The organism is Streptomyces sp. D2-8, assembly GCF_023184515.1.
Taxonomy (GTDB): domain Bacteria; phylum Actinomycetota; class Actinomycetes; order Streptomycetales; family Streptomycetaceae; genus Streptomyces.
Map to the genome: position 1 here is coordinate 159,626 of NZ_JAAHBP010000011.1, position 21,314 is coordinate 180,939.

Genomic DNA, 21,314 nt, shown 5'->3' on the forward strand with positions numbered 1-21,314 from the left:
GGGCGCGTTCCCCGGCCGGGTGGCCGCCGTGAGGCAGGATGGAAACATGCCGAACCGACTGGCTCATGAGACGTCCCCGTACCTGCTCCAGCACGCCGACAACCCGGTCGACTGGTGGCCCTGGTCGGAAGGGGCTTTCGAGGAGGCGCGCCGACGGGGTGTCCCGGTGCACCTGAGTGTCGGCTACTCGAGTTGCCACTGGTGCCACGTCCTCGCGAAGGAGAGCTTCCAGGACGAGGTGACCGCCGCCGTCATGAACGAGCACTTCGTCAACATCAAGGTCGACCGCGAAGAGCGCCCCGACGTCGACGCCGTCTACATGGAGGCCGTGCAGGCGGCGACCGGGCAGGGCGGCTGGCCCATGACCGTCTTTCTCACGCCGGACGCCGAGCCGTTCTACTTCGGTACGTACTTCCCGCCCGCTCCCCGCCAGGGCATGCCGTCGTTCCGGCAGGTGCTCCAGGGTGTGCACCAGGCGTGGGACGAGCGGCGGGACGAGGTGACCGAGGTCGCCGGGAAGATCGTCCGGGATCTGGCCGGGCGGGAGATCTCCTACGGCGACGCGCAGACCCCCGGCGAGGAGGAGCTCGCGCAGGCGCTGCTCGGGCTCACCCGGGAGTACGACCCGCAGCGCGGCGGATTCGGCGGGGCGCCGAAGTTCCCGCCGTCCATGGTGCTGGAGTTCCTGCTGCGCCACCATGCGCGGACCGGCGCCGAGGGTGCCCTGCAGATGGCGCAGGACACCTGTGAGCGCATGGCCCGGGGCGGTATGTACGACCAGCTCGGGGGCGGCTTCGCCCGCTACTCCGTCGACCGTGACTGGGTCGTGCCGCACTTCGAGAAGATGCTGTACGACAACGCCCTGCTGTGCCGGGTGTACGCCCACCTGTGGCGGTCCACAGGCTCGGAGCCGGCACGCCGGGTCGCTCTGGAGACCGCCGACTTCATGGTGCGTGAACTGCGCACGAACGAGGGCGGGTTCGCCTCCGCGCTGGACGCCGACAGCGACGACGGCATGGGCAGGCACGTCGAGGGCGCGTACTACGTGTGGACGCCGGAGCAGCTGCGGGAGGTTCTCGGTGAGCAGGACGCCGACCTCGCCGCGCAGCACTTCGGTGTGACCGAGGAGGGCACGTTCGAGGAGGGCGCGTCCGTCCTCCAACTGCCCGTGCGGGACGGCCTGTCCGACGCGGGGAAGATCGCCTCGATCCGCGAGCGGCTGCTGGCGGCGCGGTCGGAGCGGCCAGCGCCCGGCCGGGACGACAAGGTCGTCGCCGCCTGGAACGGCCTGGCGATCGCCGCGCTCGCCGAGACCGGTGCCTACTTCGACCGGCCGGATCTGGTCGAGGCCGCCGTCGCCGCGGCCGACCTGCTCGTCCGGCTGCACCTGGACGAGCAGGCCCGGCTCACCCGCACCAGCAAGGACGGCCATGCCGGTGCCAACGCGGGTGTCCTGGAGGACTACGCGGATGTGGCGGAGGGTTTCCTCGCGCTCGCGTCCGTCACCGGGGAGGGGGTCTGGCTGGAGTTCGCCGGGTTCCTCCTCGATCACGTCCTGGTCCGCTTCACCGATCCCGAGTCGGGCTCGCTGTACGACACCGCGGCCGACGCCGAGCGGCTGATCCGCCGCCCGCAGGATCCGACCGACAACGCGGCCCCGTCAGGCTGGACGGCTGCCGCGAACGCCCTGCTGAGTTACGCCGCGCACACCGGCTCCGAGCCTCACCGCACCGCCGCCGAGAGGGCGTTGGGCGTCGTGAAGGCGCTGGGCCCGCGGGTGCCCCGGTTCATCGGCTGGGGGCTGGCCGCGGCGGAGGCCGTGCTGGACGGTCCGCGCGAGGTCGCGATCGTGGGTCCGACCCTGGACGAGGAAGGCACAAGGGCCTTGCACCGCACAGCACTTCTGGGCACCGCGCCCGGTGCGGTGGTCGCCGTGGGTGCCCCGGGCAGCGACGAGTTCCCGCTGCTCGCGGACCGTCCGCTGGTCGATGGTGAACCGGCCGCGTACGTCTGCCGTAACTTCACTTGCGACGCCCCGACGACCGAACTCGCCCGCCTGCGTGCGGTCTTGAGTGGCTGAAGTCACGTATCAACGGAAACATGGTCTTTATCTGAACAGCCCCCAGGCTTCACAGTTCCCCCCTAATCTCTGCACAGTGACGTGGCGGATGAGGCCGCACCGGCCCACCGTCACGACAGGGGGTTCTGGGATCTGGGGGGATCTGTTTGCTGACGTCTGTCTTCATCGCTGCCGTTTCACTGGCCTTGTTCTGGATGGCGGCGTTCACTCTGTGGTGGCAGATGCACGCCTGGCGTACGCCGGAAGTGCTCGCCTCCACCCGGTTCAGCAGTCCGGACGGGGACGAGCACGTCTCCTTCTCGCTGCTGCTGCCCGCGCGGCACGAACAGGCGGTGCTGGACCACACGATCCAGCGGCTGCTGGAGTCGAGCCACACCGACTTCGAGATCATCGTGATCGTCGGGCACGACGACCCGGAGACCACCGCGGTGGCCGAGCAGGCCGCCGCGCGTGACCCACGGGTCCGGGTCGTCGTCGACACGCACGAGAAGAAGAACAAGCCGAAGGCCATGAACACGGCGCTGCCGCACTGCCGCGGCGACGTCGTCGGCGTGTTCGACGCGGAGGACCAGGTCCACCCCGAGCTCCTCGCGCACGTCGACCACGCCTTCCGTACCACCGGCGCGGACGTCGTCCAGGGCGGGGTGCAGCTGATCAACTTCCACTCCAGCTGGTACAGCCTGCGCAACTGCCTGGAGTACTTCTTCTGGTTCCGCTCGCGGCTCCACCTGCACGCGCAGAAAGGTTTCATTCCGCTCGGCGGCAACACCGTCTTCGTCCGCACGGACGTCCTGCGGGAAGCCGACGGCTGGGATCCGAACTGCCTCGCCGAGGACTGCGACCTGGGCGTCCGGCTCTCCAGCGTCGGCAAGAAGGTCGTCGTCGCCTACGACTCCGACATGGTGACCCGCGAGGAGACCCCGGGCTCGCTGATGTCCCTGCTGAAGCAGCGCACCCGCTGGAACCAGGGGTTCCTCCAGGTGTACCGGAAGAAGGACTGGAAGCAACTGCCCACCCTCGGGCAGCGGCTGCTCGCCCGCTACACCCTGATGACGCCGTTCATGCAGGCCTTCACCGGCCTGATCATCCCGCTGAACGTGGCGATCGCCCTGTTCCTGGACGTGCCCGTCGGCATCGCCTTCATCACCTTCCTGCCGGCTGTCACCGCGCTGGTCACCTTCGTCTTCGAGATCGTCGGACTGCACGACTTCGGCAAGCAGTACGGGCTGCGCGTCCGCCTCGGGCACTACCTGAAGCTGATCCTGGGCGGCCCCTTCTACCAGGTCCTGCTCGCCGGCGCGGCCGTGCGGGCCGTGTGGCGTGAGCAGCGCGGCCGCAACGACTGGGAGCTGACGTCCCATGTCGGCGCGCATCTCGACGAGGCGGCAGTGACCCGCCAGGACGTTCCCGTGACCCGAGAGGACGTTCCCGCGTGACCTCCACCCTTCCCGCGGTGACCGCAGCGAAGGTCCCCGCGCAGCGCCGGCCCGCGCCCCGCACCGGTGCGCACCGGCGACCGGAGCCGCCGAGCCGGCTGCGCTCCTCCCGCTCCGACCTGCTCCTGTGCGGTGTCCTGCTCGTGGCGATCCTCGTCGTGCAGGGCTGGAACATCGGCGACTACCCGGCCCTCAGCGACGACGAGGGCACCTACCTCGCCCAGGCCTGGTCGGTCCAGCAGGGCAACGGCCTCGCCCACTACACCTACTGGTACGACCATCCGCCGCTCGGCTGGATCCAGATCGCCCTGCTGACCTGGATCCCCGCGCTGATCAGCCCCGAGTCGATGACGGTGGGCACCATGCGCGCCGCGATGCTGGTGATCAGCGGCATCAGCGCGGTCCTGATCTTCGTGCTGGGCCGTCGCCTCGCGCTGCCCCGCTGGGCGGCCGCGCTCGGCATGGTGTTATTCGGGCTCTCGCCGCTGTCGGTCGTCCTCCAACGGGAGATCTTCCTCGACAACCTCGCGGTGATGTGGACGCTGCTGGCCTTCACGCTGGCCGCCTCCCCGAGCCGTCACCTCTGGCACCACTTCGGTGCGGGCATCGCGGCCGCCACGGCCGTGCTCACCAAGGAGACGATGCTCGTCGTCCTGCCCGCGCTGTTCCTCACCATGTGGCGCCACAGCCACAAGGACACCCGCAAGTTCGCCCTCACCGGAGCCGTCACGGCCTGCGCCCTGATCGGCTTCGCGTACCCGCTGTTCGCCCTGCTCAAGGGCGAGCTGCTGCCGGGCGCCGGGCACGTGTCCCTGTGGGACGGTGTCAAGTACCAGATGACCAGACCCGGTTCGGGCTTCATCCTCGACCAGGGCTCCGGCTCCTGGGGCGTGCTCCAGTCGTGGCTGTACTACGACCGGATCCTGCCCCTCGGGGGCCTCGCGGGCGCGCTGCTCCTCCTCGTCACCTGGCGCTGGTCGGTCACCGCCCGCGCCCTGGCCGGACCGGCCCTGGCCGTGGCGATCCTCGCCGCGCTGGCCCTGCGCCCGAACGGCTACCTGCCCGCGATGTACGTCATCCAGGCCCTGCCGTTCCTCGCGCTGGTCCTCGCCGGAGGCACCGCCTCCGTCGCCCACGCGGTGCTGAGCCGCTGGCGCTCCGAGGCGGAGCACCGGTACGTCAGCGCGGGCCGGTACACGCTCGCCGCCGTCCTCGCCCTGGCCGCCGGTGCCTACGTCGTCCCGCACTGGTACGACGGGGCCCGCACGGCCGTCACCACCGACGCCAACGCCCCCTACAAGGCCGCCTCCAAGTGGCTGGCCACGGAGGTCGAGGACCCGGAGCGCACCCGGGTGCTGGTGGACGACGCGCTCTGGCTCGACCTCGTGCACCAGGGCTACCGGCCGGGCCTCGGCGTCATCTGGTTCTACAAGGCCGACCTCGACCCGGCGGTGACGAAGACGATGCCGCGCGGCTGGAAGGACCTCGACTACGTCGTCGCCTCGCCGACCGTGCGGCGGGACGCGGCCGACCTGCCCAACGTCAAGGCCGCCATGGAGCACTCGGACCCGGTCGCCACCTTCGGTACGGGCGAGGACCGCATCGAGATCCGCCAGATCCAGACGTCCGCCGGAGGCGCGCGATGAGCCAGGAGTCCACCGTCCCCGCCGAGGTCGTCGAGACCGCTGAGATCCCCGAGCCGGGCGCCGTCACCATCGTCGTACCGACGTTCAACGAGTCGGCGAACGTACGGCAGTTGCTGCACCAGATCACCGAGGCCGTCCCGGCGCGGCTGCCCTGCGAGGTCGTCTTCGTGGACGACTCCACCGACGACACGCCCCAGGTCATCGAGAAGGCGGCGCAGGACTGCCCGTTCCCGGTGACCGTGCTGCACCGCGAGGAGCCGGTGGGCGGGCTCGGCGGCGCGGTCGTCGAGGGCCTGAAGGCGGCCACCTCGGACTGGATCGTCGTCATGGACGGCGACTGCCAGCACCCGCCGTCCCTCGTACCCGACCTGGTCGCCACCGGCGAGCGGGCGAACGCCGGGCTCGTCGTGGCCTCCCGGTACATCAAGGGCGGCAGCCGGGCCGGACTCGCGGGCAGCTACCGCGTGGCCGTCTCGCGCGGGGCGACCTGGCTGACCAAGGCGCTGTTCCCGCGTCGGCTGCACGGCATCAGCGACCCGATGAGCGGCTTCTTCGCGATCCGCCGCAGCGCGGTCACGGCCGAGGTCCTCCAGCCGCTCGGCTACAAGATCCTGCTCGAACTCGCCGTCCGCAGCCGCCCGCGCCGCGTCACCGAGGTGCCGTTCGTCTTCCAGGACCGGTTCGCGGGGGAGTCCAAGTCGACCGCGCAGGAAGGCTTCCGCTTCCTGCGCCATCTGGCCGGGCTGCGCACCGCCTCTCCGGCCGCGCGCATGGTCGGGTTCGGGCTGATCGGGCTCACCGGCTTCCTGCCGAACCTGCTCGGCCTGTGGGGTCTGACCGCCGCCGGCATGCACTACGTACCGGCGGAGATCCTCGCCAACCAGCTCGGTGTCGCCTGGAACTTCGTGCTCATCGAGCACCTGCTGTTCCGCGAGCGGCGCCGGCACCGGCGCTGGTGGGACCGGGCCGGGCGGTTCGCGCTGCTCGCCAACGCCGATCTGGTGCTGCGCATCCCGCTGATCGCCCTGTTCGTGCACCAGCTCGACCTGGGCGTGCTGTCGGCCACCGCGCTCGCGCTGGTGACGACGTTCGTCCTGCGCTTCGCCGGGACCGAAGCGCTGGTCTACCTGCCGCGCCGGGGTCGTGAGAAGCCCGTGCGCGACAGCCGCACCGCAAGGAGAGCCGTGTGAACAAGTACCGGAGAAGAACCGCACTCGTCGGCGTGGGCGCGCTCACGGCCGGCCTCCTGCTGACCGCACCCCAGCCCGCCGTCGCCGCCAACCTCATCAAGAACCCGGGTTTCGAGACCGCCGGCGCCGACGACATGCCGTACTGCTGGGAGAAGTCCGGCTGGGGTGACAACGACTTCACCTTCACCACCACGGCCGACGCGCACACCGGCGCCAAGGCCATGAAGGTCGAGCTGACCCGCCGCGTCGAGGGCGACCGCAAGGCGCTGATCACCGAGTCCGCCGCGTGCGCCCCGGTGGTGACGCCGGGCAAGCAGTACGACCTCGGCCTCTGGTACAAGACGACGACCCCGGACGCGGCGATCACCCTGTTCCGGCACGACACGACGGCCGGCTGGCAGTACTGGACCGACCTGAAGACGCTGGACATGGCCGGCGACTGGACCGAGGCCACGGTCCGCACGCCCGAGGTCCCGGCCGGCACCGACCGCATCTCCTGGGGCGTCTCCGTCTACGGCACCGGCTCCGCCACCACCGACGACTACACGATGGACCAGGTCCCCGACCCGGTCCTGCCCCCGGAGTGCACGGGCACCGCCGAACAGTGCGCGAACGGCAAGTGGGACGTGCTGCCCACGCAGAACCCGGTGCGCTCCATGCACTCCGTCGTGCTCCACAACGGCAAGGTGCTGCTGATCGCGGGCTCCGGCAACGACGAGTCGATGTTCGAGGCCGGCACCTTCACCTCGGCGGTGTACGACCCGGCGGACGGCTCCTACAAGGTCATCCCGACGCCGAAGGACATGTTCTGCGCGGGGCACGTGCAGCTCCAGGACGGGCGCGTGCTCGTGATGAGCGGCAACAAGGGCTACCCGACGGCGGACGGCCGTGTCGGCTACCAGGGCTACAAGGACTCGTACGTCTTCGACCCGGAGACCGAGACCTACACGAAGACCAACGACATGAACGACGGCCACTGGTACCCGTCGGCGACGATCCTCGGCAACGGTGACGTCATCTCCTTCGGCGGGCTGCGCGAGGACTCCACCGGCTCGGTCGCCGCCGAGCTGTTCTCCGAGGCCGAGCAGCAGTGGCAGCCGCTGTGGAAGGTCAACCAGACCTGGTCGTACTGGGGCCTGTACCCGTCGATGATCCTCATGCAGGACGGCCGCCTCTTCTACTCGGGCAGCCACGTCTTCGGCAACAACATCCCCGGCACCGGCTCGGCGATCTACGACTACGACGCCAACACCATCACCCAGGTCCCGGGCCTGCGGGACAAGGACGAGCGCGACCAGTCCGCCAGCGTGCTGCTGCCCCCGGCGCAGGACCAGAGGGTCCTCACCCTCGGCGGCGGCAACATCGACTCCAACCCGGAGGCGAACCGCCTGACCGACATCATCGACCTCAAGCAGCCGAGCCCCTCGTACGTGGCCGGACCGCCGATCCCGCAGGGCACGGTCGACCTCGGCAACGGCCCGGTCCCGCAGACCGGCGACCAGGGCAAGATGTACGTCTCCGCGGTGCTCCTGCCCGACGGCAAGGTGCTGGAGACGGGCGGCGCGCTGCACAACCGTGCCAACCCGGTCTACGAGACGTCGATCTTCGACCCCGAGTCGGAGACCTTCGACCCGGTGGCCGTCGACCCCGAGGCGCGCGGCTACCACTCGTCGGCGTTCCTGCTGCCCGACGGCCGGGTGATGACGACCGGCGACAACCCGGGCAACGGCTCCTGGAACCACGACGTGTCGGTGTACAGCCCGCCCTACCTGTTCAAGGGCCCGCGTCCGGCGATCACCTCGGTGATCGACACCGAGTGGAACTACGGCGACACCCAGCGGATCACCGTGGACCGGCCGATCGCCAAGGCCGAGCTGATCCGCCCGGCCGCCGTCACGCACTCCTCCGACCCGAACCAGCGGTTCGTCGACCTGCCGCTGTCGGTCGACGGAAACAACGTCGACCTGAACGTGACGAGCAACCCCAACCTGGCCCCGCCCGGCTGGTACATGCTCTTCGCGGTGGACGCGAACGGGGTGCCGTCGGTGGCGAAGTGGGTGCACCTCCAGGGCCCGCAGGCGCTCAAGGCGACGGACGCCTCGGCCCATGTCCACGACTTCGCGGACGCCCCGAAGGGCAAGGTCGCGGGGCCCGGCAAGAAGCGCACCTCGCAGAAGGTCAGCCCCACGGTCTCCGGCTGCGACCGCCACTACGGCTCGATCAACGTCTGCGTGCCGACGGACTTCCCGGCGGAGGTGAAGAGGACGACGGCAGCACGCTGCGCGTGGCTGAAGGCGAACGACTACGGCCGCCTGAAGGTCAACGGCAAGGACGACCCGCTGGGCCTGGACCGCAACCGGGACGGAATCGCCTGTGGGAAGGGTGATGTGAAGAAGGGTCAGCGCTGACCGCGTGACTCCGTCAGGGCGCGCTCCACGATGGCCTCCAGCTGCTCGTGGTGCGCGCCCTTCCAGTACGCCCGGCCGCACGCCGTGCACTGCGCGAACACGTCGTACGTGGCGTGCGTGCCGTGCTTCAGCTGGTCCGCGACCTCGTCCTTGGTCGCCTTGCGCAGCAGTCCGTTGCAGGCCGTGCAGCGCGTCCAGGGGAGCAGCTCGGGCCGGAAGCGGTCCAGGACGTCACGCAGTTGCTCCTCGGGCCGGGTGCTGTAGACGAACGCGCCCGCCCACAACTCGCGCCTGCGCAGCAACCCCCGGTCGCGGCTCAGCATCACCCGCTGCTCGGCGGCCGAACGCGCCGCGAGGGCCGGGTCGCCGATGTCGGTCGACTCGTAGGCGGTGTCCACGCCGAGGAGGCGCAGCCGGCGGGCCAGCGTGCCGAGGTGCACGTCGAGGAGGAAGCGCAGGTGACCCGGGACCTGCTGGGGGCGCGCGACGGTCCGTACGGTCACCGACTCGCCGGCCGCCGGGACGTGCGCGAAGGGCACTTCGCGGCCGTCCACGAGCAGCGCGCCGACCTCGGTCAGCGGCACCCCCAGCGACTCGATGACATGGCCGAGGCTGGAGACGCCGTCCGTGGCGGCCCGCAGGGTGCCCGCCTGCCGGGCACGGGGCACGAACACATGCAGCTCGGAGGCGAACTCGACCTGGATCTCGGGACCGTTCACCCCGTCAGGATGTCATGGGGGTCGCGGAAGCGGGTGGCCGTTTCGGCAGGTCCTTGAGGGTGTCGAGGGTGCGGTCGACCAGTTCCGGCAGGTCGTCCCGGAAGTCCCGTTCGACCCAGTAGATCATCGCCTCCAGCAGGGCGCCCATCAGTCCCATCGCGTACACCCGCACTTCGAGCTCGTCCTGGTCGCGTCCGGTGCGCTCCGCCAGCGCCCGGCACAGCAGGCGCCCGGTGACGGACATGCTCTCCATCATCCGCGCGCGCAGCACGGGCACCTCGACCATCAGCCGGATGCGCAGGATCATCTCGTCCTGCTCGGAGTCCGCGGTCTCGGCGAGGGCCATGGTCATTCCCTGGCGGATCGACCAGCGCAGCGACTCCAGGACGGGTTCGTCCCGGGGCCGTGCCCGCAGCAGTTCCTCCACCAAGGGGTCGTACTCGTCCGTCAGGACGATGTCCTCCTTGGTGGGGAAGTAGCGGAAGACGGTGCTCGGCGAGACTTCGGCGCGCTCCGCGATCTGCTCGACCGTGGTGGTCTCGTACCCCTGCTCCTTGATCAAGGCGTACGTGGCGTCCCTGATCGCGATCCGCGTCTTGATCTTCTTGCGTTCCCGCAGGCCCAGATGGCGCGCGGCCTCGGGAACAGGGGTCCGTGCCGTGGTCATACGGCTCATTGTCGGTCATCGGCCTCCAGCCGGGCCACGTCCGCGTCCGGGGCCGCCTCGGCCTGCGGCTTCCTGGGCCCCCCGGCCCCTCCGGCCCCGGGCCCGCCGGGCCTCCCGGGCCTCCCGGGCTCTCCGGGCTTCCCGGCCTCTCTGGTCTCCCTGGCCCCTCCGGCTTCCCCGGGTCCGCCGAGCCCCCCGGGTCCGCCGAGCCCCCCGGGTCCGCCGAGCCCCCCGGGTCCGCCGAGCCCCCCGGGCTGTCCGGCCTGCGCGGCGGTCCGCGGGTTGGGCAGCAGCAGTGCCGTCAGCGCCGCCGTCACCAGGGCCGCGATGCCGCAGACCACGAGGACCGTGGACATGCCGTCCACATACGCGGCGTCGGCGGAGCGGGCGAGCGCCGGCAGCCCCAGTCGCTCGGCCACGGCGTGGGCGCCGCTGAGCGAGTCGCGTGCCGCGTCCGCCGCCCCCTGGGACAGTCCGGCGGTGTCGAGCCGGTCGTGGTAGGCGCCCGCGACGAGGCTGCCGAGCAGCGCGATGCCGATGGCGCCGCCCACCTGGCGCAGCGTCATCAGCAGTCCGGAGCCGCTGCCCGCCTCCTCGGCGGGGATGTCGCCGAGCGCCGCGTCCATCGCGGGCACCATCGCCAGGCCGAAGCCCAGGCCCGCGATCGTCAGCCACAGGGCGGTGAATCCGTAGCCGGAGCCGGGCTCCGTGCGGGAGCCGAGCAGCGCGGCGAAGCACAGCACCACCAGACCCGTGGTGACCACCGGGCGCGGTCCCGTGCGCCGCACCAGCAGGGTGCTCAGCCGTGCGGAGACCATCAGCCCGCCCATCATCGGCAGCAGCCGCAGCCCGGTGCCGAAGGCGTCGCTGCCGCCGACCTCCTGCAGATACGTGGGCAGCATGAACAGCAGCCCGGAGAAGACGAACGTGCCGAGCGTCGCCGCCAGGCTGTTGAACAGGAACCCCCGGTGGCCGAGCAGTTTCAGGTCCAGCATGGGCCGCACCGCGCGGCGCTCCCGTGCGACGAGGGTGGTGAGCAGCACGGCGGACACCGCGAACGAGCCGAGCACCGGGCCGCTGCCCCAGCCGCGCTCGGGCGCCTCGATGATGCCGAAGACCAGGGCACCCAGCCCCAGCGCGCTGGAGGTGGTCGACAGGGCGTCCACCCGGGGCGAGGAGGGGTCGCGGGACTCGGGCAGCAGGAGCAGACAGGCGGCGATGCCGATCGCGGCCATGGGGATGTTGATCAGGAAGATCGAGCCCCACCAGTAGTGGTCCAGCAGCAGCCCGCCGATCAGCGGCCCGAGCGGCATCCCCGCGGCCATGGACGCGGTGACGGCGGCGACGGCCTTGCCGCGTTCCTCCTCGCCGAACATCGACGGCAGCACGGACAGGCCGAGCGGAATCACCAGCGCGGCGCCGAGACCCATCAGGGAGCGCGCCGCGATCACCAGCTCCGGGGTGTCGACCAGCGTGCCGGCCAGCGACCCGGCGAGGAACACCCCCAGGCCCGTGACCAGCATCCGGCGCCGCCCGAACCGGTCGCCGAGCAGTCCGGCGGGCAGCATCAGCGCCGCGAACACGACGACGTAGGAGTCGACGATCCACTGCAGTTCGCCGGTGGTCGCGCCCAGCTGCGCGGCCATCGTCGGCAGCGCCACGTTGAGGATCGTCAGATCGAATCCCAGCGCGAGCATGCTCGCGACGAGGGCGCCGAGCGCCCACCAGCGGCGGGGATCCCCGCGCCCGGAGTCCTGCTGAGTGACAGTAGCCATGAAATGAGAGTTACTCTCAAAAGAGTCTCACTGTCAACGTGTGGGCACAGGAGACGTGTGCGCACATGAGAAAGGGCCACGGCGCGGAAAGCCGTGGCCCTGTGCTGTGCGGCAGCTGTCACCCGTGCTGGTAGGCCACCAGCGAGATCCCCACGTAGTGCGCGATGAAGGCCGCCAGGGTGAAGGAGTGGAACACCTCGTGGAAGCCGAACCAGCGCGGTGACGGGTTCGGTCGCTTGATTCCGTAGACCACGCCGCCCGCGCTGTAGAGCAGGCCGCCGACGATGACCAGGACGAGGACGGCGATACCGCCGGTCCGCATGAAGTCCGGCAGGTAGAAGACGGCCGCCCAGCCCATCGCGATGTAGCAGGGCGTGTAGAGCCAGCGCGGGGCGCCGACCCAGAAGACGCGGAAGAGGATGCCGGCCAGGGCCGCGGCCCAGATGCCCCACAGCAGCCACTGACCCTTGGCGCCGGGGAGCAGCAGCATGGTCAGCGGGGTGTAGGTGCCCGCGATGATCAGGAAGATGTTGGCGTGGTCCAGCCGGCGCAGGACGCCGTCCATGCGCGGGCTCCAGTTGCCCCGGTGGTACAGCGCGCTCACGCCGAACAGCAGGCATGCCGTCAGAGCGAAGATGCCGCAGGCGATGCGTCCTCTGGAGGTGTCGGCGAGGGCGGTCAGCGCCAGGCCCGCGACCAGAACGGCCGGGAACATGCCGAGGTGCAGCCAGCCGCGCAGTTTCGGCTTCACCGGGTGAGGCAGGGAGAGCGCCTGCGGACCGTGGCCGTCGGCCGCCGAGTCGGTGGGCGCGTCGGGGACGAACGCAGTCATGGGCGAATGGTAGCTACGGAACCGTAAGTGACGTATCAGTGCCGCGGATTGTCAGGCGAAGAGTGGCCATCCTCTCATCGCGATCCGGCGATGGTTACGCAAACGGATGGTCAGGTGAACGCAACGTGCACGCAAAGCGGGCGCCAGAAACCGTGGCGAGCCTCACGTTGCTCACCTGTGCGCTCCTCTGGACAGATGGGCGCGTACGTCGGATGATCAAATGAGTGCGGTCGGCACCGGATGAGCGCCAAGATCCACCCTGAAGCATCCGGGTCGCAGCCCCCACGGGGCCTCCACATCACAAAAAACCCTCATTTAGGAGCAATCGTGGCGCGCGACATCGCGGCTCCCACCGTCCCCACCAACCATCAGGGGCTGATCTCGTGGGTCAACGAGATCGCTGAACTGACGCAGCCGGACAGCGTGGTCTGGTGTGACGGATCCGAGGCCGAGTACGAGCGACTGTGCGAGGAGCTCGTCGAGAAGGGCACCTTCCGCAAACTCGACCCGATCAAGCGCCCCCACTCCTACTACGCGGCCTCCGACCCCACCGACGTCGCCCGCGTGGAGGACCGGACCTTCATCTGCTCCGAGAAGGAGGCGGACGCCGGCCCGACCAACCACTGGAAGGCCCCCGCCGAGATGCGGGAGATCTTCCGGGGCGCCGGGGGAGAGGGCGGCCTGTTCCGCGGCTCGATGCGTGGCCGGACCATGTACGTCGTGCCCTTCTGCATGGGCCCCCTCGGCTCGCCGCTGTCCGCGCTCGGCGTGGAGATCACCGACTCCGCCTACGTCGCCGTCTCGATGCGCACCATGACGCGCATGGGCCAGGCCGTCCTGGACGAGCTCGGCACCGACGGCTTCTTCGTCAAGGCCGTCCACACCCTGGGCGCCCCGCTGGAGCCCGGCCAGGCCGACGTCCCCTGGCCCTGCAACCAGACCAAATACATCTCGCACTTCCCCGAGGACCGCGAGATCTGGTCCTACGGCTCCGGCTACGGCGGCAACGCCCTGCTCGGCAAGAAGTGCTACGCCCTGCGCATCGCCTCCGTCATGGCCCGTGACGAGGGCTGGCTCGCCGAGCACATGCTCGTGCTCAAGCTGACCCCGCCGCGCGGCGAGGCCAAGTACGTCGCCGCGGCCTTCCCGAGCGCCTGCGGCAAGACCAACCTCGCCATGCTGGAGCCGACCGTCCCCGGCTGGACGGTCGAGACCATCGGCGACGACATCGCCTGGATGCGCTTCGGCGAGGACGGCCGCCTCTACGCCATCAACCCCGAGGCCGGCTTCTTCGGCGTCGCGCCCGGCACCGGCGAGCACACCAACGCCAACGCCATGAAGACGCTGTGGGGCAACTCGGTCTTCACCAACGTCGCCCTCACCGACGACAACGACATCTGGTGGGAGGGCATGACGGAGGAGACCCCGGCCCACCTGACGGACTGGAAGGGCAACGACTGGACGCCCGAGTCCGGCGTCCCGGCCGCCCACCCCAACGCCCGCTTCACCGTCCCGGCCTCGCAGTGCCCGATCATCGCGCCCGAGTGGGAGGACCCCAAGGGCGTGCCGATCTCGGCGATCCTCTTCGGCGGCCGCCGCGCCACCGCCGTACCGCTGGTGACGGAGTCCTTCGACTGGAACCACGGCGTGTTCCTCGGCGCCAACGTGGCCTCCGAGAAGACCGCCGCCGCCGAGGGCAAGGTCGGCGAGCTGCGCCGCGACCCGTTCGCGATGCTGCCGTTCTGCGGCTACAACATGGGCGACTACATGGCCCACTGGGTCGACGTGGCCAAGGACAAGGACCAGTCCAAGCTGCCGAAGATCTACTACGTCAACTGGTTCCGCAAGGACGACCAGGGCAAGTTCGTCTGGCCCGGCTTCGGCGAGAACTCCCGGGTCCTGAAGTGGATCGTGGAGCGCCTGGAGGGCACGGGCGAGGGCGTCGAGACGCCGATCGGCATCCTGCCGACCAAGGACGCCCTCGACACCGACGGCCTGGAACTGGCCGACTCCGACCTGGAGTTCCTGCTCACGGTCGACAAGGAGGTCTGGCGCGAGGAGGCCGCCCTGGTCCCCGAGCACCTCAACACCTTCGGCGACCACACGCCCAAGGAGCTGTGGGACCAGTACCGCGCGCTGGTGGAGCGCCTGGGCTGAGCCCCACCCCCGAGCTCCGCGGCCGGTCGGGACCGGGATGTGCCCTGACCAGCGATCGTCACGTCTGACCGGCCGCGGAACGCATTGGCGGGGCCCCGCACAACGGCGTGCCGGGTGCCGAGCCCGTCGCCGTCCCCCGTCCGCCCCGACGGGGCACGACGGTGACGGGCTCACCCCGCCGACTTCGGCACGGCCCGCCCAGCGGGCTCACGAACGTGCCGATGGATGACCGAGCGCTCCGGCCGACGGACTACGTCGACCGGGGCGCTCGGGCGTTTCCGGGGTGCCGGCGGCGGTGACGGCGACGGCTTCGGCGTCGGTGAACAGTTCGCACCACACCGTCTTGCGGCCGGCCTCCTGCTCCACGCCCCACCGCAGGGCCAGCGCGTCGAGCAGCGCCAGTCCTCGGCCGGATTCCGCCTCGGCCCCGGCCGCTGCGACCAGGACGGGCAGGGCCCGGGGGTCGGGATCGGTGACCCCCAGCCGGAGCAGCCCGCCGTCCCGCCACACCCGGACCGTGACGGGGACGCCCTCCCCGACGTGCCGGATGACGTTCGTGACGAGTTCGCTCGCGCAGAGCTGCACGTCGATCCCGTGCGAGCGCAGTGCCCGCCGCACGCCGGACACCCCGGCCGGTGTCGCGAGCAACTCCAGCGTCAGCGCCGGCGGCATCACGCGGGCCCCTTGCGCAGGGCCGTGGTCAGCGCCCGTGCGGTGAGGAGATTGCAGTTGCCGAGCGCGACCAGCGGCCGCGTGGGGCAGCGGGAGGCGTAGGCCGGGAGGTCGACGCCGAGGGACGGCAGGGTGATGCCGTGTGCGGCGAGCGCGGCTCGCAACTCCTCGACGCAGACGTCGGCTTCGGTGGGGCTGTGCATGGGTTCACACCTTCCAGTGCGCTGTGTGACGAACCGCTCACACTCTGCCGCCGACCGCCGTACCGTGACAGCCCATCGGCATCCCGCGCCTGATCTGCGCGTACGCGGTGCCGGGTTAGGTAGCGGGCGGTAACGGCACACCAAGGACGGTGAACGATGGGGCAGCGCAAGGACATCGACGGTTCGACGGGCGTCCCGACCTTCTACGGCAGCGAGTTGCGCTGGAAGCGGGAGGAGGCGGGCCTGACCCTCCAGCAACTCGTCGAGGGCAGCTTCTACGGCCCGAGCCACCTCAGCGAGATCGAACGCGGCACGCGCCGGATGCCGGCGGAACTCGCCGAGCACGTGGACAAGGTGCTCGGCACGGACGGCTTCTTCCGGCGGCGGTGCGAGGACGTGCGGCGGGCGAAACGGCGGGGGCACGCGAGCTACTTCGAGCGGGTGCTGGAGGCTGAGCAGCACGCGGAGACCATCGAGGAGTGGTGTCCGACGCTGGTGCCGGGGTTGTTGCAGACGGAGGCGTATGCGCGGGCGGTCACCCGCTCCGCGCATCCCCTGGCGCCTGACGAGGAGGTGGAGGAGAAGGTGACCGCCAGGCTGGCGCGGGCCCGGCTGTTCGAGGACGACCACAAGACCCCGGAGTACTGGGTGATCCTGCACGAGTCGCTGCTGCGGCAGCCGATCCTGCCGCCGGACCAGAGCGCCGAACAGTGGGAGCGGATCGCGGAACTCGCGCGACGCCGCCGGATCGTTCCCCAGATCCTTCCGTGGAACTGCGGGGCGCATCCGCTCATGATGGGCATGGCGAAGGTCATGGCCTTCACGGACGCTCCACCCCTGGTCTATCTGGAGTCCCAGTACAGCGGGGACACCATCGACGATCCGGCCCTCGTGAAGCAGTACCGCAAGGCATACGATCGGCTCAGGGCCGCCGCACTGCCCCCGGAGGCGTCCCTCGCCCTGATCGACCAAGCGGCTGAGGATGACGGAAATGGCGAACTACGCACCTGACTTGCGCACGGCCGTCTGGCGCAAGAGCAGCTACAGCAATGGAACGGGCGGCGACTGCGTGGAGGTAGCCGAAGAAGCGTTCCCCGGCGCCGCCCGCTGGCGCAAGAGCACCTACAGCAACGGCGACGGCGGCGACTGCGTCGAGGTGTGCGACGCCCACACCGCCGTCGTCCCCGTCCGCGACTCCAAGGTCCCCCACGGCCCGGTCCTCACCATCACGGCCCCGGCCTGGACGTCGTTCGTCGCCTCCCTCAAGTGATCCGGGGTCAGTGCTGGTTCACCGGAAAGACAGCCGCCGGGTCGCAACGCTTCGGGCAGGCCAGCAGGTAGACCTCGTTTCGTCCGGCCCGTTCCGCTGTCCGGTCCACTGCCTGCCGACCTGCGACAGCGGGCCTGCCCTCTTCCGGGCACCACGACGGCCACGCCACGCTGTGCCCGGTCGCGGGGGCTGCCCAGGTCGTTCCCGCGTGACTCCCAGGAGGCGGACCCGGGTGCGGGTACCCGACGGCCCTCACTGAGGGGCCGTAGCGCCCGGTCCCCGCGTCGCTGCGGGTGCGCGCGGACCGGGGCCGTCCAGGGAGCCCTGGGGGCTCAGCGGGACGCGGCGTCCGCAGGGCACCTTTCCGGGCCGCCCGCAGCCCAGGACCTTGTCCGACGGAGGCCGGTGAGTGGTCGGCTCGGCTTGTCAGGTGCGGAGCAAGCCGAGCCGGTGAACCGCGAGCAGCCGAGTGCACGTGGTCAGTCGCGGCGGATCAGTTCCGGGTCGATGCGCCGACCCACGAGAGGGAGCGTGCCGACGGCGGACACGCCCGCCACGCCCACTGCCGCGAGCGCGAGCACCGGGACACCGGCGAAGTCCCAGTAGATCTCGCTGCCGCCAGTGATGAGATAGCAGGATTCGGCGAGCTTGCCCGTCACGAGTGCCAGCGCGAGCCCCACACTCAGGGGGAGCACGACCTGTACGCACTGCACGGCTCTCATCGTCCGCGCCCGTGCTCCGATCAGCGTGATGGCGGTGACCTGCGCGCGCCGCTCCACCGCTCGGTCGGTCACCGAGACGACGAAGGCCGCGGTCCCGATGACCAGCCCCATGATCATGCCGACGGCGAGCAGGGTCTCGAGGACTGCGATCTGCTGAAGGCCCTCGATGTTCACGCCGACGGGTTCGACAGCGGTGGTCGGGGCGACGGCGGCGATACCGTCGAGGACCCTGCGGACCTCAGCGTGGTCGGAGCTGCTGGTGAGGACGTACCGCGCCCCCTCCGGGCTTGCCGTGGCGGGCAGCGCCGACGGCGGGATGATCACGTCCGCTCCGTGGACCGCCGAGGGGTCGTACGCGCTGTAGGCGATCACGTCGTGCGGAAGTGTGATGTTCAGGGTCTTGCCACGATCGCCCTCCGGAATGCGGAAGGGAAGGGTGTCACCGGGACGCGCGCCCTGTCCGGTGCCGGCGTTCGGGTCACTGAGCCGCATCACCTTGCCGTCCACGCAGCCCTCGGAGTGCCGTACCAGCTTGGAAAACTGGTCGCAGGCGGCTACGACGGCGCTGCCCCAGGGCTGGTCAGCGGAACCATCGGGGTCGGTCCAGGACTCCATCGTCACCGCGTGCGCGCGTACCCCCGGTACGCCAGCGACTTCGTGCTGCTGCCGTGAGGTGAGCGACGACAGGGGGATGGAGTAGTCCTGTACGGGAGCGGACGGCCGGGTGACCTGCTCCAGCTGGATGAGGACGCCTTGGGCGAGGGAGGCGGAGAAGACGAGGAGCACGAGGCCGGTGACGACCCGCATGGTGCTGCCCGGCTCGACCTCGTTGCGGCGCATCGCCAGATTCAGGGTGAGGGACTGGGTGGTTCGCGCCAGCCGGCGGGCGAGGGCGTAGGAGATCAGGGGCAGCGTCAGCACCAGCCCCAGGCCGGTCAGCAGGATGCCTGCGGGCATCAGGAACGCGTTCGGGCCGAGGGTGTCGGCGGGGTGGTCGGTGAAGCCGGTGGCGCAGTAGCCGACGACGATGCCGAGGCCGGACACCAGGAGCAGGCCGCCCCACTTGGTGGGGCGCCTGGGTGCGGCGGTGCGGCGTACCTCCAGTGGGTTGGCGGCGGCATCGCGCGCGCTGGCCCGGCCGACGAACCATGCGAGGAGCGGGGCGCCGATCAGACAGACGGCGATGGTCGTCACGGACAACGCGCCATCGGCCGGGTACCACCTCAGACTGGGCAGTCCGGTCCGGGTCATCACCTGGTTCAGGACCCAGTACTCGCCCAGGCCGAGAATCGCGCCGAACAGTGCCGCGACGACGGTTTCGGCAGCGTTGACCCGCTGGGTGCCTTTGGTGCTCAGGCCCAGCAGGCGCAGGGACGCGAGGCGGCGGTTCCGGCTGGCGGCGGAGAGCCGGGCACAGACGGAGAGGAAGATGCCGAGGGGGAGCAGGACGAGTGATCCCAGGGCGAAGCGGATGTAGGTCAGGGTCGAGGGTTCGACGGCAGGGAAGGGGGCGTAACTGTACCCCCAGCTCTTCAGGGCACGGCCTTCGTCGGCGATCTTGTCGCGTGTCGTGCCGATGTAGGCGAACAGCTCGTCCGGGTGGGCGAGCCCTGTCGCGCCGATCAGACCCTTCTCGTCGCCGGGCAGGAGTCCCGCGACCGCGGGCTGGTCACGGAGCAGGTCGGCCGCGCCGGGGGAGAGGAACACCTCGCCCGGGTCCGGAAGTTCCTTCAGTCCTGGCGGGAGCTTGTCGGCGTTCTTGGTCCCCTTGGCGATGAACACCCGGGTGAACGCTTTGGAGCCGTAGGGGTCGGTGCGTTGGAGGACCAGCGTGGAACCCGCGGGCTGCACCGAGGCGGACCGTGGCTGTCGTGCGGCTGCCCGGCCGTCGTGTGCGTCGAGGATCTGCGGGATGGTGAGGACGAGGGCGAGGCAGCAGACCCCGAGGGAGCCGCCGGCCGCCATGAGGAAGAAACGTATGCGGTTGCCGCGGCCGGCGCCGAACAGCAGGCGCAGACCGAGCAGGAACTCCCTCACGCCGCCCCCCGCGGGGTGAGGACTCCATCGGACATCGTGTAATGGCTGTCGGCCTGTGCGGCGACGGCGGGGTCATGGGTGACCAGGATGACCGCGGTGCCCTGCGAGCGCGCCAGGCCGAGGAACTCCTTCAGTACGGTGGATGCGTTGGCACTGTCCAGCGACCCGGTCGGCTCGTCGGCGAACACGACGGCCGGGCGGTGGACCAGGGCCCGGGCGACAGCGACGCGTTGGCTCTGACCGCCTGACACCTGCGACGGGCGGCGCTCGCGCAGTTCGCCGAGTCCCAGCCGGGTGAGGACCTCGCCGGCGGCGGCGAGCGCGGGCCGCTTGCGCTGTCCGGCCAAGCGCAGCGGCAGAGCGGTGTTCTCCTCGATGGTCAACTCGGGGAGCAGTTCGCCGTACTGGAAGACGAACCCGAAGCGTTCACGGCGCAGCGTACTGATCTCGTCGTCGGTGAGATCGCCGAGTGGCTGCCCTTCGAACCGCACGTGTCCGCGCGCGGGAGGCAGCACCCCCGCGAGGCAGTACAGCAGCGATGACTTTCCCGAACCGCTCTGTCCGGTGATGGCCGCGACCTCCCCTCGGGAGATCGAGAGGTGGGCGTCGCTGACAGCCAGTTGCTTGCCGTAGGAAAGGTCAACGCCTTCGGCGGAAAGGACTTCTGACGTACTGATGGCTATCCCCAAAGAAGTGACCGGGCCCAGGGGGTCAGCCTGGGCCCGGTACTTGGCGGTGTGCTGTTGCTTACCTCTGGTAGTGCTTGGTGGCCGAGCAGTTGTCCGGGTTGAGCGAACCCTTGTCACGGCAGACGCGGATGTACGCGTCGTCGGTGTACCGCTGCGGGGGCGCCCAGTTGGAGGCCCCCACCGGAACGGTCTTCTTCTGCTTGCCGTTGTAGCGGTTCCAGTCGTAGCCCTCGACCTTCACCTGCACGTACACGTTGTGGCCGTCGCCGTGGTCGGCGTCCTGAAGCCGGCCCTTCCACTCGAAGGCCCCGTGGTTCTGGCCTGCGGGGTGCCACTTGTACTGACCGTGGTGGAACTTTGCACCACCGGTCGAGAGTGTCGGAATGTCATGCCACGAGGCGGCGAACGCCGTGCCCGCCCCCATGGCGAAGAGGCCGGCCGCGAGAGCGCCTACAGCCGACTTACGCACAATTTCTCCCGTTTGTTTTCTGTTGTGTGGCTCTGGTGGTCAAGCCAGAGCAGTGGTGAAAGTTACCATCCAGTAAAGGGTGGGAAAGGGTGGTCTGTTATGCATTGCCCGGTTCGCCCGGCCTCTCGGTTGAGGCTCCTTTGCGAAGTGTTTAACTTTTCCATGTGTGTGCATGACTTTTGGGGCTGGGTGTGGTGAGTCGCCCTGTCCCACCCCGAGGGCCTCCAACCGGTCCGTCAAGTGCCTGTTGGGTCGAGCGCCACGAGGCGGCGGTTCTCTGGGCGTGCGGCTCGACAGAGTGGACGCGGTCCTGCCGCGCTCCCCGACGTGCGTCGTCGGCCG

The 21,314-nt window shown here is 70.2% G+C and carries 17 protein-coding genes; 8 read left to right on the forward strand and 9 right to left on the reverse strand.

Annotation, left to right across the window (positions count from 1 at the left end; genetic code table 11):
• Positions 1-46 precede the first annotated feature (46 nt).
• From G3I77_RS21195 to G3I77_RS21215, 5 genes are all read left to right on the forward strand, one after another.
• Positions 47-2,080: a thioredoxin domain-containing protein gene (locus G3I77_RS21195; protein WP_248506034.1), complete on the forward strand. Its 2,034-nt coding sequence runs from the start codon at positions 47-49 to the stop codon at positions 2,078-2,080.
• A gap of 146 nt (positions 2,081-2,226) precedes the next feature.
• Positions 2,227-3,516, forward strand: a complete 1,290-nt coding sequence (locus tag G3I77_RS21200; RefSeq protein ID WP_248506035.1) for a glycosyltransferase — start codon at positions 2,227-2,229, stop codon at positions 3,514-3,516.
• Entirely contained in the window at positions 3,513-5,162 is a 1,650-nt protein-coding gene (locus G3I77_RS21205) for a phospholipid carrier-dependent glycosyltransferase (protein WP_248506036.1), read from the forward strand. The genes G3I77_RS21200 and G3I77_RS21205 overlap by 4 nt, the downstream gene beginning before the upstream one ends.
• Positions 5,159-6,352, forward strand: a complete 1,194-nt coding sequence (locus G3I77_RS21210; RefSeq protein ID WP_248506037.1) for a glycosyltransferase family 2 protein — start codon at positions 5,159-5,161, stop codon at positions 6,350-6,352. Before G3I77_RS21205 ends, G3I77_RS21210 begins: the two co-directional genes overlap by 4 nt.
• A complete protein-coding gene (locus G3I77_RS21215; RefSeq protein WP_248506038.1) occupies positions 6,349-8,760 on the forward strand; it encodes a galactose oxidase-like domain-containing protein in 2,412 nt (803 codons plus the stop codon). The genes G3I77_RS21210 and G3I77_RS21215 overlap by 4 nt, the downstream gene beginning before the upstream one ends.
• Here the strand turns inward: G3I77_RS21215 and G3I77_RS21220 are convergent.
• From G3I77_RS21220 to G3I77_RS21235, 4 genes are all read right to left on the reverse strand, one after another.
• The gene (locus G3I77_RS21220) at positions 8,751-9,479 is read right to left on the reverse strand and encodes a Mut7-C ubiquitin/RNAse domain-containing protein (protein WP_248506039.1); all 729 of its coding nucleotides are present in this window, start codon (positions 9,477-9,479) and stop codon (positions 8,751-8,753) included. The two genes, G3I77_RS21215 and G3I77_RS21220, sit on opposite strands and share 10 nt — an antisense overlap.
• Positions 9,480-9,483: 4 nt before the next feature.
• Positions 9,484-10,146, reverse strand: coding sequence for a TetR/AcrR family transcriptional regulator (locus G3I77_RS21225; RefSeq protein ID WP_248506040.1), 663 nt, complete (start codon positions 10,144-10,146; stop codon positions 9,484-9,486).
• A 5-nt stretch (positions 10,147-10,151) separates the two neighbouring features.
• Positions 10,152-11,921, reverse strand: a complete 1,770-nt coding sequence (locus G3I77_RS21230; RefSeq protein ID WP_248506041.1) for an MFS transporter — start codon at positions 11,919-11,921, stop codon at positions 10,152-10,154.
• Between the two features lie 118 nt (positions 11,922-12,039).
• The gene (locus G3I77_RS21235) at positions 12,040-12,753 is read right to left on the reverse strand and encodes a hemolysin III family protein (RefSeq protein WP_248506042.1); all 714 of its coding nucleotides are present in this window, start codon (positions 12,751-12,753) and stop codon (positions 12,040-12,042) included.
• Positions 12,754-13,080: 327 nt separating this feature from the next.
• Here G3I77_RS21235 and G3I77_RS21240 point away from each other — a divergent pair, with 327 nt between their 5' ends.
• Positions 13,081-14,910: a phosphoenolpyruvate carboxykinase (GTP) gene (locus G3I77_RS21240; RefSeq protein ID WP_248506043.1), complete on the forward strand. Its 1,830-nt coding sequence runs from the start codon at positions 13,081-13,083 to the stop codon at positions 14,908-14,910.
• A gap of 207 nt (positions 14,911-15,117) precedes the next feature.
• Here the strand turns inward: G3I77_RS21240 and G3I77_RS21245 are convergent, their stop codons facing one another.
• Complete coding sequence (locus tag G3I77_RS21245; RefSeq protein ID WP_248506044.1) at positions 15,118-15,582, reverse strand: ATP-binding protein; 465 nt, start codon at positions 15,580-15,582, stop codon at positions 15,118-15,120.
• On the reverse strand, positions 15,582-15,785 hold the full coding sequence (locus G3I77_RS21250) for a hypothetical protein (protein ID WP_248506045.1): 204 nt from the start codon (positions 15,783-15,785) through the stop codon (positions 15,582-15,584). The genes G3I77_RS21245 and G3I77_RS21250 overlap by 1 nt, the downstream gene beginning before the upstream one ends.
• Positions 15,786-15,941: 156 nt before the next feature.
• On the opposite strand from G3I77_RS21250, the gene G3I77_RS21255 reads away from it, so the two are divergent.
• Positions 15,942-16,796 (forward strand): helix-turn-helix transcriptional regulator, encoded by an 855-nt coding sequence (locus G3I77_RS21255; RefSeq protein ID WP_248506061.1) that lies wholly within the window; start codon positions 15,942-15,944, stop codon positions 16,794-16,796.
• Positions 16,777-17,055 (forward strand): DUF397 domain-containing protein, encoded by a 279-nt coding sequence (locus G3I77_RS21260; protein ID WP_248506063.1) that lies wholly within the window; start codon positions 16,777-16,779, stop codon positions 17,053-17,055. The genes G3I77_RS21255 and G3I77_RS21260 overlap by 20 nt, the downstream gene beginning before the upstream one ends.
• Positions 17,056-17,534: 479 nt before the next feature.
• Here G3I77_RS21260 and G3I77_RS21265 read toward each other — a convergent pair whose 3' ends face one another.
• The 3 genes from G3I77_RS21265 to G3I77_RS21275 form a co-directional block, all read right to left on the reverse strand.
• Entirely contained in the window at positions 17,535-19,814 is a 2,280-nt protein-coding gene (locus G3I77_RS21265; RefSeq protein ID WP_248506065.1) for an ABC transporter permease, read from the reverse strand.
• A complete protein-coding gene (locus G3I77_RS21270) occupies positions 19,811-20,497 on the reverse strand; it encodes an ABC transporter ATP-binding protein (RefSeq protein WP_248506139.1) in 687 nt (228 codons plus the stop codon). The genes G3I77_RS21265 and G3I77_RS21270 overlap by 4 nt, the downstream gene beginning before the upstream one ends.
• A 64-nt stretch (positions 20,498-20,561) precedes the next feature.
• A complete protein-coding gene (locus tag G3I77_RS21275; protein WP_248506066.1) occupies positions 20,562-20,972 on the reverse strand; it encodes a hypothetical protein in 411 nt (136 codons plus the stop codon).
• Positions 20,973-21,314 lie beyond the last annotated feature (342 nt).